Below are 16,041 nucleotides of genomic sequence, written 5' to 3'. Positions count from 1 at the left end.
TCATCCATAGTATCAACGTAGTGAGGGTGTCTTTCCTCACTACGGCAGAGCGGCCAATGAGCCAGCAGGTAAAAGGCAGTGAAAAGACAAGGTTTTGTGCATATAGCCACGATGGCGGCAAAGGCCGAGAGGGCGATGTCCTGGCAAGAGGCTGCCAGTCTATGGGGCCAGGCAGCAGGGGGGGCTAAAAACAGCGACAATGGCCGATGGGCGGAGCTTCGTAGCGACCATTGTCGCGTCAGGGAAAGGGCCAAGTTGCCGATGACAGGGGATGCCGGTGATGTCGCCGTGGGTGAGTCAACGACGTAGTGTGAGCATGGCTTGCAGTGGCGCACTTCCTCTCTCTGTTGCGGAGCCTGGTAAACAGAGCGCTACAGGGAGAGTGCACCATAGCGGCCAACGGGCGGTATTTTCACGCCATGGTCGCCCAGGTGTTGTTTTTTGGCTATCTAACAGGCCACACGCTTATCGGAGAACAATGTCATGGCAACAGAAAACCTCGACCATACCCTCCTGCGCAGTCTGGTTGGTGCTGGTGCCGTCAGCGCCACGCGAGTGTTGTATGCTGGATACTGAGGGTCAGATACGGCGTCGTTGAGCGCACGCTGATATCACGCAGCCAGCAGGTTAGGCAGTTTAAAAAACTGGAAACCCTGGTGGGCTATCTGAAAAAGGTGGGTATTGTTCATTTTGAAGTGGATGCATCACGCTTCTCGGCAGAGAGCATGAGTCGCATTACTCGCCCGGATCGGTCTGCAGCGATGAAACGGATCCACGAGGCAGCGTATGAGGCGGGCCTCAAGGAGAAAGCCTCTCTGGATGACGAGAAAGTCGTTGGTCATGTCGACGAATGGAAAGCCGAGTCACCTGAGGAGTAGACGTGAGGTGTACTGGCAATAGCGGACACTGTCATTTCTTCTTTTTTATGCAGCTTTCTTACCGTTGTTAACGCGACAGAGTCCAATAAGTACGTCAAAGTCAGCACGGGTGTCGATAACCTGTTCAACAAGGATTACAGCGAACACCTGAACCTTGCTGGAAACAGCAGTTTCGGCTATTCCGCGAATACGTCTGTTAATGAACCGGGCCGCACCTTGTGGGCAAAAGTTAACGTGAAGTTCTGACGCAGTCTGAGACAATGGCAGTCGGCCCTGAGAGTTGCCAGGGCCATCACATTCAACATAAACAATAAATTATCTCCTTAGCGTGGTTTTTTACATCATTGGCCCTCAAACCCCTATCACTCCAGCTCGGCTGGCCTAGCGATGACTTCCTGGCGAATCACAGAGCCGTTTGGCGTCCGGTGTTTCCGGCGTAGCCCCCTTCCAGGTACCATCTTGCCTAAGGGGGAAGCCCCGCTCAGCCATAGTGCGCCAATCACTGAACGTGCTACGATAGCCCCATGAAAAAAAATCCTACCCCCCATGATGCCACATTCCGCCAATTTCTGACGCACCCCGAGATTGCGCGCGACTTCATGGACATCCATCTGCCGGCTGAACTGCGCGCCCTCTGCGACCTCAGCACGCTGAAACTGGAGTCCGGCTCCTTTGTCGAGGATGACCTACGCCAGTATTTCAGTGATGTGCTCTACAGCCTGAAAACCACCACCGGCGCTGACGGTTACGTGATGGTGCTGATCGAGCACCAATCAACACCGGATAAACACATGGCTTTCAGGCTGCTCAGATACGCAGTGGCCGCCATGCAGCGTCATCTTGAAGCAGGTCACAAAAAGCTGCCATTGGTCATCCCCGTCCTGTTCTATACCGGCAAACGCAGCCCGTATCCGTATTCCACCAACTGGCTGCAGGAGTTTGATGACCCCACACTGGCCGGGAAACTGTATAGCGGCGATTTTCCGCTGGTTGATGTAACGGTCATCCCCGACGAAGACATCATGAACCACCGCAGCATGGCCGCCCTGACCCTGCTGCAGAAACATATTCGCCAGCGCGACCTGGCTGAACTGACGGACAGACTGTCCGCCATTCTGCTGGCGGGCTATCTGTCTTCGCCACAGGTCATTTCGCTGATACACTATATTATCCAGGCAGGTGAATCGGCGGATGCACAAGCATTTGTTCGCGCACTGGCCCTGCGGGTACCGCAACATGAGGAGGAACTGATGACCATCGCACAACAGCTTGAACAAAAAGGCATAGAGAAGGGTATCGAGAAAGGTATCCAATTGGGTGAACAGCGCGGTATGGAAAAAGGGCGCCAAGAAGGTGAGCGTGAAGCATCACTGAAAATTGCCCGTGCCATGCTGGCCAGCGGTCTCGATCGCGATTCGGTAATGAAAATGACCGGTCTGACCGCTGACGACCTGGCGCAGATCCGCCACTAATCCTTTGCGTCAACGGGCAGGGTAGCCATTGTTAGATAAAACCGAATCCGTGACCACAGAGAACACTACCTCAGCACTCAGCCATCTGGCGTTCTGCGCCCTGGTGGCGTTGGGGCTGGCGCGCCAGGACGGCATCGCCGGCACGCCCTATGCCGAAAACCTGTTTCTGATCCGCTGGCTGGCCACCGCCCAAAAGCAAAAACGCTTCCCCAGGAGCGTCGCGATTGACATCCAGTGGTTACTCGAACGTGGCCGCAAACACGGCCCGGCTGGCAAACGGTTCTGTCGCATTAACGGGCACAGGCCAGCCAAAGTGGGTGTTGCCGATTATTTAGGCAGCCAACAGATAAAATTGTTCCGCAGGTGACAATACCTCACTTTCCGGATGCTGATATTGTCCTTTGCGTATCATGTGGATCAATTCGATGCCCGCCAAAAGCCCCTGTGCCCGTCGAAACGATTTGAATCCCAGCATCGGTCTTATCCGGCGTTTGATATTGCGGTGATCTTGCTCAACCAGATTGTTTAGGTACTTACTTTGCCTCACTGTAATCGTTTCCTCATCGGGTTTGTCGGCGTTGAGCGTGGCCAAAGCCGCTGTGTTGGCCCCACTTTTATCGATAGTGACCCCCTCGGGTTCGCCGTGATGACGTATGGCCTTGCGGAAGAAGCGCAATGCGGCGGCGGCATCACGTTTGGCAGTGAGCAGAAAGTCGATTGTCTGGCCTGATGTGTCAACAGCCCGGTACAGATACTTCCACTGCCCGTTCATTTTGATGTAAGTTTCATCCATTCGCCATCGACGACCCACCGAACGTTTATGCCGGCGGAATGCCTTGTCCAACAACGGCACCAGACGGATAACCCAGCGATGCAGTGTGGCATGGTCAACAGCAATGCCGCGTTCAGCCATCATTTCCTCGAGATTGCGCAAGCTAAGGGCATAAGCCAGATACCAACGAACACATTGCGCGATGATATCGATGGGATAATGCAAGCGTTTAAAGGCATCATTTCTGATCAGAGACATTAATAGGCAACATTACAAAAAAACAGCATATTACCTGACGCCGCCTTAACGCGACAGAGCCCTGTCATTGCGACACCGACTATTGAAGCAGGATTCTCTCCGGAAGGCAGCGCACTGCAGTTGGTTCTGAACACCTTAGATTCAGCAAAACAGAGCATCCGCATGATGGGCTACTCTTTCACCTCACCGGAGGTCGTAAAAGCACTGGTCAATGCACATCAGCGCGGAGTGGACGTAAAAATCGTGCTTGATGATAAAGGAAACCGGAATAAGGCTAATCAGGCCGCAATAAACATCGTGGTGAACGCAGGAATTCAGTTACGGACGAACGGTCACTACGCCATTATGCACGATAAGGTAATTATTCAGGATAATCATACTGTTGAAGTAGGAAGTTTTAACTACACGAGAGCTGCGGCCCGGGCCAACTCAGAAAGTGTCTTGGTCATACGCGAGATGCCTGCACTGGCTCAGTCGTACCTGGCACACTGGCAGTCACGCTGGGATGACGGTACAGACTGGCAGTCGTCATACTGAGCGTAAGGAAACCGCCCCAATATAGGGGCGGTCACCTGGCTTACTTGTCTGCTGCGTTGATGATCACCGAAATTGAGTTGTTGGAAATACTCCAACCCCCATTCCCAGATGACAACAATGCACCAGATACAACGATGACAATACAAATGTACCGTTTCATTGTGCGGTCCTTTGCGAAGACCGCTTCACGATGCCACCACCGGAGATGAAACCGCGAATACAAGCACTTGGATGCGCTTGCGTTTACGGCCGTTGGAAATCCCTCCCTGAATCCGATGCCCGTTGCTACACAGCGGGAAGGCCCCACCATATTGTACACTAACCTTTCGCGAACAGGCACTTGACAGTGCATGTAAAGCAGCCCAAAATATAGGCACTTGGATGCGCTTGCGTTACGTTGGTAACACAGCCCTGCTGGGAAGGCCGCTAACCTGAACAGCACAAAAAAACCACCTTTTTTGGTGGTTTTTTTGTTTCTGCCTCGCTAAGACCAACCACCTAATCATCAAGATGTTTCTTCCTGATCTGCAGTATTGGTAGCGTCATCGCGGCAAAGATCCCATAAATGAACATCAGAATGGTAAGCAAAAAACCGCCCATTGCTCAGTATGGACGCTGGTACCAACACCCCCTATCTATTATTGATAACCGTCAACTTCGCTGATATAGGCTTTTTGCGTTTTTTTATTGAAAAGGCAAAGTTCCCGCCCCTTTTGATTTTCCATATGTTGTTGAGGATAAAAACCCTGTAATAATAGTGCCGTATAACCAACTTCATCTGAAAACCCCATCAACCTGCTTACAACTGGCGTTATTTCCTTAAAGTTGCTTGCTTTAATACAGCTAGCTATAACCATTTTATTATGTTCGTCCCATACATCCGGAGTTGATGCGACAGCGTTAGATGTTAATATCGATAACCCGCCGACAACTAAAAAAGTAAATGAACGTAGTTTTGTACTTAGCTTCATAAGAACCACACCAAAATAGTTTAAAAATAACGGGATAAACAAATAAACGTCAGCTGTCGCCTATAGGGATTGGGATCACAACCGCAGGGAAAAACACGGCAATTTTTTTTGAAAGTTTTACCAGATTAGCTTCATAGATATATATAGGTTGTCTGGAAATAAAAATGTTGACACGCTAACGTACTTTTCTAATCAGTTGGGCTTCATCCCCCTATAGATCCACCAATCACTCTTCGTCCTGATTGACAGCATGGCGAGTCAACAAAGGATAAACCCCAACCTTATGCTGGAACTCTTTTCGCTCCTGGCACAGGACACAGGTCTTGACACCAGGTAACAGGTGACGACGTCGTTCCGGTATCGGCTCACCGCAATCTTGGCAGACAAGCGCACTGCTTGCTGTAAACTGTGACCGTATGGCCATCAAGCCACGTTCGATCATCTTTTCATGTTCATTCTGTGCTTCATCAGCAATATCTGCCATGATTTTATCAATCCCGGTAAATACACATTGAGCCAATGGGTGGCCCGCCTAACACGATTACAGCTTGTAAACGTAGCCCCTTGTCTCAACAACCGCCATTTTTTAGGTTGATGATGTTATCGTTAAAGCGCGTAACGACAGAAACATACCGCTGGCAGGCATCATAGTCGGGGAGAGACACTCATCACAGCAAAGGGGACATTCAGCTGTCCGCAAATTCAGAGAGTGGAGATCCCTAAACCAGAATGTCCCCTTTGCCTGTGTATCAAGCCATCTACCGTCTTCGCCACACCATCAGCCTGGACACAGAGCGAATAGCCAATATGCGATAATCGTAATTGGTGGCCCTTGCTGGACTCGAACCAGCGACCGAGCGATTATGAGTCGCGCGCTCTAACCGACTGAGCTAAAGGGCCTTCATCAAAAAATAGTAAAAAAAACGCAGGTATGCATTACCTGCGTGAGGAGATTTTCCAAATCTCAAAATAGTTGGGGTACCTGGTCATATGGGCATGTCAGGCATCGTTTTTATACCCCAAGACAGGTATTTTTTTGTCTTCAAATTGTAAAGATATGTTTATACTTCCAACAAATCACATGAGGAAAGCACAAAGGTCGGGGTTCCGTGCACATTTCCCCGAAAAGTGCCACCTAACGTCTAAAAAGTTATTTTTATCATTATCTTAACTTTAAAAAACAGGCTCTATTGTGTAAGATTATCGTCTTCCAGAATTTTATATATCGTAGAGCGGGCGATGCTTAGCTCCCTGGCTATAGCTGTAGCACCATTACCTTCCTGACGAAGCGCAAGCACTGCGTTACGGTCGATGGTGCGCCTGCGGCCAAACCTGACGCCTTTGGGCTCTGTCGCGTTAAGGCGGCGTCAGGTAATATGCTGTTTTTTTGTAATGTTGCCTATTAATGTCTCTGATCAGAAATGATGCCTTTAAACGCTTGCATTATCCCATCGATATCATCGCGCAATGTGTGCGTTGGTATCTGGCTTATGCCCTTAGCTTGCGCAATCTCGAGGAAATGATGGCTGAACGCGGCATTGCTGTTGACCATTCCACACTGCATCGCTGGGTTATCCGTCTGGTGCCGTTGTTGGACAAGGCATTCCGCCGGCATAAACGTTCGGTGGGTCGTCGATGGCGAATGGATGAAACTTACATCAAAATGAACGGGCAGTGGAAGTATCTGTACCGGGCTGTTGACACATCAGGCCAGACAATCGACTTTCTGCTCACTGCCAAACGTGATGCCGCCGCCGCATTGCGCTTCTTCCGCAAGGCCATACGTCATCACGGCGAACCCGAGGGGGTCACTATCGATAAAAGTGGGGCCAACACAGCGGCTTTGGCCACGCTCAACGCCGACAAACCCGATGAGGAAACGATTACAGTGAGGCAAAGTAAGTACCTAAACAATCTGGTTGAGCAAGATCACCGCAATATCAAACGCCGGATAAGACCGATGCTGGGATTCAAATCGTTTCGACGGGCACAGGGGCTTTTGGCGGGCATCGAATTGATCCACATGATACGCAAAGGACAATATCAGCATCCGGAAAGTGAGGTATTGTCACCTGCGGAACAATTTTATCTGTTGGCTGCCTAAATAATCGGCAACACCCACTTTGGCTGGCCTGTGCCCGTTAATGCGACAGAACCGTTTATACAGGCAACGATGACTTTGAAATGTGCTGGTTATGAATGATCGGAATCAGATACTCGTATTCCAAATGTAATATTTTATCGCTGTCGAATGAATAATGAAACTGCGTTAGATCGTATCCTTCACGGCGCACCAAGTTAAATAGGGGGAAGAGTTTAGTATAAATACTGACGATTTGTTCATGCAAATCGACGGGTTTGCCGGAATAACGGAATCGGCAAAACTTCCCACTTATTTTGGGGAGCTCACGTAGAATACGCCCATTTGCGTACTTTCTATCGACAGCGACAATATAGTCAACCTTGACTTGTTCACCGGCAGGTATAAAACGAGTCAATGCATAAGTTTTTTCAGGGCGCAGTTTAAATTGGTTATAAAATCGTTCTTTTATTTCATCACGAATCTTAGCATGTGAGCTATCTAGTTTCTCAACAGGTAAATGGTAAGAATAATATTGTCCCGATAGTGAGTACTCTTTTGGAGCGATATTAACATAATCAATCGAAATGTCTTTAGCAGGAACCAATGACAGAAGGGGTTCTAGGTGATTGAAGTGATGTTGCCGCGCCTTACGATAAGCACCGGGAGTTTCACCAAAGTGTTTTTTGAAGCAACGTGCGAATGTTTGTTGTGTATCAAACTGGTATTCTAACGCAATTTTCAGGATGCTTTTCTGTGTGTAGCGTAAGGAGAGGGCCGCAAGATAGAGACGGCGAGCTCGGATGTATGCGGCTATAGAGCGATGGGTTTGTTGGCGGAACATGCGTTGTAAATGCCACTTTGAATAGCCGGATCTTTCAGAAATGATATCCAAAGAAAGTGGGTTACAAAGGTTTTTGTCGATCCATACCAGTAACTCCGAAATATGTTTTTCCTGCGCCAGCATCATTTATTCTCAATTCATTACTCATTTATCTGGCAGGAAGTTACTCTGCCAGTACGTCTCTGTCGGTTTTTTTGCACAATAAATTAGATGTGAAAGGAGAACGGATTCACCATTTCTTAATTGAAACACTTATTAATATCAAATTTTTATCCATAATTATTAAACAAATGTATAGGCAGCAATACTATTAGCTCTGGGAGATAGTACAACAACACAAAAAAACAATCAACCACGCTTGATTGTTTTTTTGTGTTGTTGTAAAGTGGCTGACATATTCAGTGTTTCGTACCATTACAATCGACAAGATTTGCATGAGGTGTTTTTTGTCAACTAAATTTACAGCCATTCCCCCATATTTACATCGCTTGACAGTCTGTGGTGACCCAAGTACTGAAAAATTGATCTTCTCGTGAGTATTTTAATCAACTCAACCTTTTGATCTTTAATCGCTAATTGTAAACATAGAGGTCGTCAGCCGTTGAGGTTTGATGAAGTCATTGGCAATAGTGTCGACATTTCAACCTGTCACTTATTTGTAGAACCACATATGAGCAGCACACAGCACAAATTAAATAAAGATAAGTCCCCTAGGGTACAGATTACATACGACGTAGAAATAGGCGATGAACAAAAGATTAAAGAGTTACCTTTGGTGATCGGTGTACTTGGTGATTTTACACAGCCTGACAATACGTTGCGTGAACGTAAGTTCCTTAATATCAATAAGGATAATTTCAGCGAGATCATGTCGTCAATGAGGCCAGAGGGTGAGTTTCTTGTCGATAGCGTGTTGCCGGGCAAAGAGGGGAAACTGTCGGTTTCCCTGGTCTTTAACCATATTGACGATTTCTCGCCAGATCATATTGCTGGGCAAATTGAGCCACTACGAAAACTTGTCGAGCTGCGGGAGATTTTGTGCGATCTACGTAACCGTGCTGCCGGTAATGAAATGTTGAAAGAACATCTGCTCACGTTGCTACAGCAACCCAAGCTTATCTCATCAGTATCAAGTCAAACAAAGGATGGTGAGTGATGACTATCGAATCCGAATTGTTACGGAGCATGCCTGCTGTGGTTAACGAGGGTTATTTGAACCAAGTCATTGATAACACTCAGGCGATCCGGCGAGAATCTGATCGGCATCGTATGCAAACGCAGCTCCGTCATTTCCTGACGGAAGTCGTTTCTGGTGCAATTGTGGTTTCAAGTGATCTTATTGGGAGTATTGAAGGTCGCATTGCTGCAATTGATGAACTTCTGTCCAGACAAATCAGTCTCATCATTCATGCACCGGAATTTCAGCGTAAAGAGTCATCCTGGCGCGGGCTGCATAAACTCGTACAGGCAAGCGCTACCGAGAATACTCAGATTCGATTGTTGCAATGTACCAAGCGTGATTTAAGCAAAGATTTTAAGTCCGCTTCTGACTTTGACCAATCGACCTTGTTTAAATGTGTGTATGAAAGTGAATATGGCACATTTGGTGGCGTGCCTTTTGCTGCATTTATCGGCGATTTTCAATTCGATAATACCCCCCAGGATATTGAGCTGCTGGAGCACATTTCCCATGTTGCTGCTGCGGCGCATGCCCCTTTTCTGAGCGCTATTGCGCCCGGAATGCTGTCGATGAACAATTTTTCTGAAATGCAGGCACCACGCAATCTGGCAAAGCTTTTCGAAACCAGTGATTACGCCCGCTGGCGTTCTTTTCGGCAAAAAGAGGATAGCCGTTACATCGGCTTGACACTTCCCCAAGTCCTCGGGCGGATGCCTTACGGGGCAAGAACAGTGAGTGTCGACACCTTCAATTTTACTGAGTACCTGCGTGAAGATGCGGTGGGTTCTGACTACCTGTGGGTTAACTCTGCCTATGAATTGGCGGGGCGTATCGTACAATCCTTTGAAGAGTACGGCTGGTGTGCCTCGATCCGAGGCGTGGAGGGGGGAGGGCTGGTTGACGCGCTGCCGGCGTACCATTACATCGCGGAAAACGGCGAGCGTTTGATGCAGTGCCCAACACAAATCGCCATCTCTGACCGCAGAGAGAAAGAGTTATCTGACCTTGGTTTCATTCCTTTGGTGCATTGTAAAGGGACGGATTATGCCGCGTTCTTTGCGGTGCAATCGGTCAACAAACCGCGTGAATATAATTCTGAACAGGCAAATATCAACGCCCATCTTTCTACACAGCTACAATATATTCTGGCGACATCGCGTTTTGCTCATTACCTGAAATCTATCGTGCGGGACAAAGTAGGCAGTTTTATGTCGCGTAATGAATGTGAGGAGTATTTGCAGAAATGGCTCATGCAGTACGTTGTCGCTTCAGATAATGCAGGGCCGGAAACCAAAGCCCGACATCCGTTACGCGAGGCCAGTGTTGAAGTTGTTGAAGTACCGGGGTTTCCTGGTACTTACCGTGCCATTGCTTATCTAAAACCCCACTTCCAGCTTGAAGGTTTAAGTATGTCTTTGCGATTAGTCGCAAACTTACCTGCAACAGTCAGTATTTAACATCATTAATGTATTGGATATTCATAATGGCAAAGTTGAAAGACTGTCAGTTTATTGAAATTAAAATTGACAATAAAGTGGTCTCTGGTTCTTCTGAAGAAAAGAAATACAAAAACTGGATGGAGGCTTATTCTCCGGAGGGGCTTTCCACCTATTCGGGTAAAGATGGTGCCCACTTTGAATCTGTCCATGCTTCTATTCTGGTGACAAAGGATAGCAGCAACTTGTATGAAAAATACTTACAACGTGGCTATAAAAAAATCACAATAACCATTGTTCATCGTGGTTCAGATCATTTTGATCAGGATTATGAAATACAACGTACAGTTTATAATGACTGTAATATTAATTACATACGCTTTGAAATGCGTGAAAAACTCTTTATGAACATTGCTTTCGATTTTGAGGGGATGGTTGAGGTGACCTTTAACGTGCCTAATGCGATGGATACCAGTCTGGATAAAATCGGCCCAATTAAATATGACATTCCAGAAAAATCCCTTAAATAATAACGTGAATGCAGTGCAGATCCATTTTTTTTGAGAGTGTAAAATGCCGTCACTATTGCTGCGCCTGAGCGATAACAACCCGGATAGGGAGGAGGACTCGTTCCTTGAGGAAAATAACAATTGGTTGTTAAATGAACTGGGGATGCTTTTTTCTTCATGCTCACGCTTAGCGTTTCTTGAGGATATTTCTTTGGTTAACTGTTCTGTCTTAAATTATGGCATTAACGCCTCTGTGACGCAGTTGACTGAATTTGAACAACAGAAACGGGTTATTGAGCAGAGAATAAAAAATGCATTACATCGCTTTGAACCCAGGCTTACTCATGTTGCGGTCAAGGCAGGTTCTCGTCAGACGGCCAAGGTTATGTTTGACATACAGGCGCAGTATCGGGAAGAACCCATGTTGTTTCAACTGGTATGGGATGAGTGTGCCAGTAGGATTTCACTCGTATGAATAAGCTGCTCTTGTACTACCAGAAGGAGCTGGTTTTTTTGAAGCAGCATGGCAAAGTCTTTGCCCAGCGTTTCCCTAAAATTGCCAGACGGTTAGGCATGGTTGACGGAGGATCGGAAGATCCTCATGTTGAAAGGCTCATCGAATCTTTTGCCTTATTAACCGCGCGGATCCACCAACGATTAGATGACGATATGCCTGAAGTGGCTCAAGCGCTTCTCACTACACTGGCTCCTCAGTTTCTCAGGCCTATCCCGTCTACGTGTATTGTGGCTGTTGAGCCAGATCGGTTGAAAAGTGGCATAACTGAAAAGACGACGATTCCCGCTGGAACGTCGCTGTTTTCACGTCACATTAGCGAGGCAGTCTGCCAGTTTCAAACCGTTTACGCCGTAACGCTACAACCTCTTGCGATCAACAATGCACGGTTTTTTTTCGATAAAAACAGCTTGAATTGGTGTCTGCATCTGCGATTTGATGTTTGGTCTGGAGCCACTGTCAATGGGGACAATCTACGCGTATTTCTACATGGCCCCAGTAATGCCGTGAATATGATCTATACCCTGCTCTGTTCAGCCATAAAAACGCTGAGCCTGCATTATGGTGAGCAGCATTATTCTCTCAAACCCAATTCGGTGAATCCGGTGGGATTTCAGGCTCAAGAAGGCGTGTTGGCCAAAGACCCACGAATAGCATCTATTTACGCCTTGCTACAGGAGTATTTCTGTTTCCCACAAAAGTTTCATTTTTTGGATTTACAGCTACCCAAACAGTTCAGGGCTTCGGCCAATACGACGTTTGAACTGGACGTCGTGTTCAACCGCACTCATCTGGCGCCTCATCTGGAAAAGCTGGCTGGACTCATTGATGAGAACTTCTTCAGACTGCACTGTACGCCAGCGGTGAACCTGTTTGCACAATGTGCTGAGCCTATCATGCTTAATGAAGGTACGGCAGAATACCCGGTGATCCCGGATATTCGCAGGCAGGATCAGATTGATATCTGGGCCATCAACGATGTGATTGCTCAAACTAAGCAGCATGACAATATCGTCATGCGCCCAATACTTCCGTTGTTTGGTATCCAGCATACGCGCCAGGCGGAGGGCTCCGGTATTTACTGGCAAAGTTTTCAGCGTCAAACCGTGACAGCGAACGGAACGGATAACAAGGTGTTTATTGCTTTTGCCAATACCACCGCCGAAGTTGTTACATCAGATGCAGATATCGTTACGATCAGCCTTTCATGCACCAATCACTCACTCCCTAGCCAGATGAAAAATGGCCACCCAGAAGGCGATTTTGACGCAGATATGCCACTTGCCGGGATAAAAATCCTCGCGTTGAACCGGCCAACCCGTCCCATTATGCCGCCTGCTAGCAATGCGGTGCAGTGGCGCCTGATTTCACAACTCTCAATCAATCATATGTCACTTGGCAGCACGGATGGGGCGAATATTTTACGCGAAACTTTAATGCTCTATAACGTCCAGGAGCTTCCGCAGATCACCCGTATGATTGACATGCTGCTGCGCATTGAGGTACAGCCGGTGACTGCGCGCCTGAATGGCAATGATCCGCATTCGCTGGCTAGGGGCATCGAACTGACACTTGTTTTCCATCAGGACATGCTCCACGAGCCGGAATATTATCTACTGTGCTGTTTTCTAGACCATTTCCTCGGCCTCTACGCGCCCGTCAACAGCTTCAGTCGCGTGACCACTATCATCGAAAATGAGCCGTATACTCGCCACACTTATCCGATCCGGGTAGGGAGACTATCGTGGATTTAACGCGCATCACCAGCAAATTCAGTTTCTATCAGCAGATCAGAGTGTTGCTGCGCAAACTGCGTGATGGCAAAACGCCCATGCTTGAGATTCTGGACAGGAAGTTGTCGCTGACATCGACGCTTTCACTGAAAAAAACCGACGGCCAGGTGGCGAGTATCGCACGTCAATTATCGGAGGAGCGACTCTGCGTCACCTTGTGGCAACATGGACTGACGGGGGGGCAGGGGGCGTTACCAACGGCCTACACTGAGTGGATGATAGAGCGCCATTACCGCTATGGTGACGACAGTGCCAAAGCCTTTCTGAATATGTTTGATCATAGACTTTATTGTCTCGATTACCTGGCATGGCAAAAGAACCATTTCTATGCGCAGGCCGAATTTGAGGCCAGGCCCCTTGTGCAACAGATTGCACAGGCTTGTACGGGGCCACTGACGACAGCATCAGAACGATACACGCACCTTTTTTCCTCACCGGTAAGGACCGTCGTTAACCTGGAGGCTTGGCTCGGTCATTACTTCAACGTCCCTGTGCAAATTCGCCCATTTGCCGGCAAATGGTTACCGCTCAGTGAAATAGAGCGCTGTCGTTTAGGCCACGTGGATCAGAAACTGGAAAACGCTCCAATGATTGGTTCTGTGCGTTGGGATATCCAGTCTCATTTCAACGTGATATTAGGGCCAATAGAGCAGACTGCGGCGCAACATTTCGTTCCACAAGGAAAATACTATCAGGAAATCTGGCAACGTATCCGTGAATACGTTGGCCCGGTGCTGGACTTCTCTATTTATCTCGAAATAAGTCATAGCAAAGCGGTTCCTCTTGGCACAGGTCAACTCGGATTCAGTGCCTCCATTAGCCAGAGTGAGGCAATGTCGGTACGTCAGGTTTGTCTGCCGGTTTGTCACTCTTTAATAGGAAACTGAAAGATGAGTGTAAAAACACAATTTAGAGAAATGCAACACTGCCACTTTCTGCACTGGAAAGGTGCCGTTGCTGATGACTTGCTCCTGCTCTCTTTAACGGGTAAGGAGTCAATTTCTGCCCCTTTTCACTACCAGTTGCGCTCTTTGACCGAACTGGATGAAAAAGAAATAGCGGCTCTGCACGGGAAATCCGTGTCCTGCCAAATTGGCACAGAGGGAAATCAATGGCCTCGACGACATGTGCACGGTGTTATCACGCAGATCAATTGTCATCGAGACAGAGATAATCAGAGGCTGTGTACGTTAACGTTGGAACCTGCTTTCGCGCTGTTGCGCCTGGGCAGGTCGATGCGTATCTGGCAGAATATTTCAGTGCCGGATATCGTCAGCTCACTGCTCAGCGAGCATCACATCACCGCAGTAGATATACAATTGCGGAGCATGTACTCGAAGCGCGAATACTGTATGCAGTATCGGGAATCCGACTTCGATTTTATCTGCCGCCTTTTGGAAGAGGAGGGTATTTATTACTTTTTCACACATAGTGAAGCACAACATCAATTGGTTCTAGCTGACCATCCGTCTGGGCACCCCACAAGCTCCTCCACGCTGTGTTGGCATCACCATGGCAAAATACTGACAGCGGGGAATATTGACCGCTGGTCCTCGTGTTCCTCACTTATTCCCGATGCCGTAATGCTGACGGGGTATAACGCGCAACAAGCCGCCCGTATTTCACACAAGTTAACATCCAGGAGCGAATACCCTCGCGCTCATCACGTGACCCGCACAGACATTACGCCGCAGGGTGAACGCGACCAGGTTATTGGCATGACAAAAAAAATTATCGAGGCCTATGAAACCAACACCCGTTTTTTCGAGGCACAGGTAAATGCACATTGGCTCAGTTGCGGAGAAGTCTTCGAATTTACGGAGCACCCGACGGATAATGGCCGTTTTCGTATTCACGAACTGACTATCGATGCTACCAATAATTTTGAGCAAAAGACCAGTCACTGCAACAGCACGATCCACGCATTGCATGACAGTGTCGTTTGGCGGCCGATTTGCACCCATCAGTCAAGAGAGATTGCAGGCGTTTTGACAGCCAGAGTGGTGGGCCCTACCTCCGAAGAGATACACACCGACGAATATGGCCGTATCAAAATCCAATTCCCATGGGATAACGAAAACCAGCATAACCACACCAGCTCTTGTTGGGTCCGCGTCTCCCAGCCTTGGACAGGTAATCGATTTGGTGGGCAATTTTTACCGCGCATTGGCAGTGAGGTACTCGTCAGCTTTATTCAGGGTAATCCTGATTTTCCACTGGTCATTGGCACCGTTTACAACGGTGAGAATAACCCCCCCTTCCCCCTTCCGGGAGAAAAAAATGAGTCTGGGTTCGTATCGCGAAGCTCCAGCAAGGGCGGTATGGAGGAAGGGCATCGTCTGAGCTTTAACGATACGAAAGGCGAAGAGAAACTGACTATGACTGCCCAAAAAGACTTACAGCTGACGGTAAAAAATGACTGGACTAGCCTGGTGAGCCGTAAAGTGATTTGCAAAATCGGCGCCGATCGTGACACCGAGATTGTGGAAGGTAATGAGACTTTAATACTGAAAAAAGGTCATTTGCAGCAGCAGGTGTACGGTAATTACGCCCTCACAACCACGGGCTGCAGCATCAACACCAAAAAAGCCTGTGTTATCGAATCAAATCAATCGATTACGCTGAAAGTGGGTTCTTCCCAGATCGCCCTGACGCCAGTAGGCATCACTCTCAGTGGCAATATCATCAAAATCGACGGGGCTGCAATAACGGAGCTAAAAGGTGCGATGGCCCAGATTATGGGCAAAGGTATGGTGCGGATCCAAGGTGGGATCATCAACATTGGTTAAAGAATGAC

General features: G+C 48.0%; 17 protein-coding genes, 1 tRNA gene and 1 pseudogene. 13 read left to right on the top strand and 6 right to left on the bottom strand.

The window, feature by feature from the left end; translation table 11 throughout:
* The first annotated feature begins 78 nt into the window (after positions 1 to 78).
* From KGP26_RS23805 to KGP26_RS23785, 4 genes are all read left to right on the top strand, one after another.
* Positions 79 to 309 (top strand): ANR family transcriptional regulator, encoded by a 231-nt coding sequence (locus KGP26_RS23805; protein ID WP_223499794.1) that lies wholly within the window; start codon positions 79 to 81, stop codon positions 307 to 309.
* Positions 310 to 656: 347 nt separating this feature from the next.
* Positions 657 to 878 (top strand): hypothetical protein, encoded by a 222-nt coding sequence (locus KGP26_RS23800; protein WP_223499795.1) that lies wholly within the window; start codon positions 657 to 659, stop codon positions 876 to 878.
* Between the two features lie 524 nt (positions 879 to 1,402).
* Positions 1,403 to 2,350 (top strand): Rpn family recombination-promoting nuclease/putative transposase, encoded by a 948-nt coding sequence (locus tag KGP26_RS23790; protein ID WP_223499796.1) that lies wholly within the window; start codon positions 1,403 to 1,405, stop codon positions 2,348 to 2,350.
* A 28-nt stretch (positions 2,351 to 2,378) separates the two neighbouring features.
* Positions 2,379 to 2,717, top strand: a complete 339-nt coding sequence (locus KGP26_RS23785) for a DUF2913 family protein (protein WP_371822219.1) — start codon at positions 2,379 to 2,381, stop codon at positions 2,715 to 2,717.
* On the opposite strand, the gene KGP26_RS23780 is transcribed toward KGP26_RS23785, so the two are convergent.
* The gene (locus KGP26_RS23780; protein ID WP_223498388.1) at positions 2,682 to 3,380 is read right to left on the bottom strand and encodes an IS6 family transposase; all 699 of its coding nucleotides are present in this window, start codon (positions 3,378 to 3,380) and stop codon (positions 2,682 to 2,684) included. The two genes, KGP26_RS23785 and KGP26_RS23780, sit on opposite strands and share 36 nt — an antisense overlap.
* A 27-nt stretch (positions 3,381 to 3,407) precedes the next feature.
* Here KGP26_RS23780 and KGP26_RS23775 point away from each other — a divergent pair, with 27 nt between their 5' ends.
* Entirely contained in the window at positions 3,408 to 3,917 is a 510-nt protein-coding gene (locus KGP26_RS23775; protein WP_223499710.1) for a phospholipase D family protein, read from the top strand.
* A 638-nt stretch (positions 3,918 to 4,555) separates the two neighbouring features.
* Here the strand turns inward: KGP26_RS23775 and KGP26_RS23770 are convergent.
* From KGP26_RS23770 to KGP26_RS23755, 4 genes and pseudogenes are all read right to left on the bottom strand, one after another.
* The gene (locus KGP26_RS23770; RefSeq protein WP_223498387.1) at positions 4,556 to 4,888 is read right to left on the bottom strand and encodes a hypothetical protein; all 333 of its coding nucleotides are present in this window, start codon (positions 4,886 to 4,888) and stop codon (positions 4,556 to 4,558) included.
* Between the two features lie 226 nt (positions 4,889 to 5,114).
* Positions 5,115 to 5,372, bottom strand: coding sequence for a TraR/DksA family transcriptional regulator (locus KGP26_RS23765; RefSeq protein ID WP_223498386.1), 258 nt, complete (start codon positions 5,370 to 5,372; stop codon positions 5,115 to 5,117).
* Positions 5,373 to 5,711: 339 nt separating this feature from the next.
* A tRNA-Ile gene (locus tag KGP26_RS23760) sits at positions 5,712 to 5,788 on the bottom strand.
* A 287-nt stretch (positions 5,789 to 6,075) separates the two neighbouring features.
* A pseudogene (locus tag KGP26_RS23755) lies at positions 6,076 to 6,231 on the bottom strand (helix-turn-helix domain-containing protein); the annotation flags it as partial.
* Positions 6,232 to 6,293: 62 nt separating this feature from the next.
* Here KGP26_RS23755 and KGP26_RS23750 point away from each other — a divergent pair.
* Positions 6,294 to 6,992, top strand: coding sequence for an IS6 family transposase (locus KGP26_RS23750; RefSeq protein WP_223498385.1), 699 nt, complete (start codon positions 6,294 to 6,296; stop codon positions 6,990 to 6,992).
* Between the two features lie 55 nt (positions 6,993 to 7,047).
* On the opposite strand, the gene KGP26_RS23745 is transcribed toward KGP26_RS23750, so the two are convergent.
* Positions 7,048 to 7,938, bottom strand: coding sequence for a helix-turn-helix domain-containing protein (locus KGP26_RS23745; RefSeq protein WP_223498384.1), 891 nt, complete (start codon positions 7,936 to 7,938; stop codon positions 7,048 to 7,050).
* A 544-nt stretch (positions 7,939 to 8,482) separates the two neighbouring features.
* Here KGP26_RS23745 and tssB point away from each other — a divergent pair.
* From tssB to KGP26_RS23710, 7 genes are read left to right on the top strand one after another with little or no spacing between them, the layout of a single operon-like run.
* Positions 8,483 to 8,968: a type VI secretion system contractile sheath small subunit gene (gene tssB / locus KGP26_RS23740; protein ID WP_021806331.1), complete on the top strand. Its 486-nt coding sequence runs from the start codon at positions 8,483 to 8,485 to the stop codon at positions 8,966 to 8,968.
* Positions 8,968 to 10,449, top strand: coding sequence for a type VI secretion system contractile sheath large subunit (gene tssC / locus KGP26_RS23735; protein ID WP_021806330.1), 1,482 nt, complete (start codon positions 8,968 to 8,970; stop codon positions 10,447 to 10,449). The genes tssB and tssC overlap by 1 nt, the downstream gene beginning before the upstream one ends.
* A gap of 26 nt (positions 10,450 to 10,475) precedes the next feature.
* Positions 10,476 to 10,958: a hypothetical protein gene (locus KGP26_RS23730; protein WP_021806329.1), complete on the top strand. Its 483-nt coding sequence runs from the start codon at positions 10,476 to 10,478 to the stop codon at positions 10,956 to 10,958.
* A gap of 43 nt (positions 10,959 to 11,001) precedes the next feature.
* Positions 11,002 to 11,412: a GPW/gp25 family protein gene (locus tag KGP26_RS23725; RefSeq protein ID WP_223498383.1), complete on the top strand. Its 411-nt coding sequence runs from the start codon at positions 11,002 to 11,004 to the stop codon at positions 11,410 to 11,412.
* Entirely contained in the window at positions 11,409 to 13,205 is a 1,797-nt protein-coding gene (gene tssF, locus KGP26_RS23720) for a type VI secretion system baseplate subunit TssF (RefSeq protein WP_223498382.1), read from the top strand. Before KGP26_RS23725 ends, tssF begins: the two co-directional genes overlap by 4 nt.
* Positions 13,196 to 14,131 (top strand): type VI secretion system baseplate subunit TssG, encoded by a 936-nt coding sequence (tssG, locus tag KGP26_RS23715; protein WP_223498381.1) that lies wholly within the window; start codon positions 13,196 to 13,198, stop codon positions 14,129 to 14,131. The genes tssF and tssG overlap by 10 nt, the downstream gene beginning before the upstream one ends.
* Before the next feature lie 3 nt (positions 14,132 to 14,134).
* Entirely contained in the window at positions 14,135 to 16,033 is a 1,899-nt protein-coding gene (locus KGP26_RS23710) for a type VI secretion system Vgr family protein (protein WP_223498380.1), read from the top strand.
* Positions 16,034 to 16,041: the final 8 nt, after the last annotated feature.

It is taken from the genome of Serratia sp. JSRIV002, from assembly GCF_019968725.1.
Lineage (GTDB): Bacteria > Pseudomonadota > Gammaproteobacteria > Enterobacterales > Enterobacteriaceae > Chania > Chania fonticola_B.
This window is presented reverse-complemented; position numbering and strand designations above follow the sequence as displayed.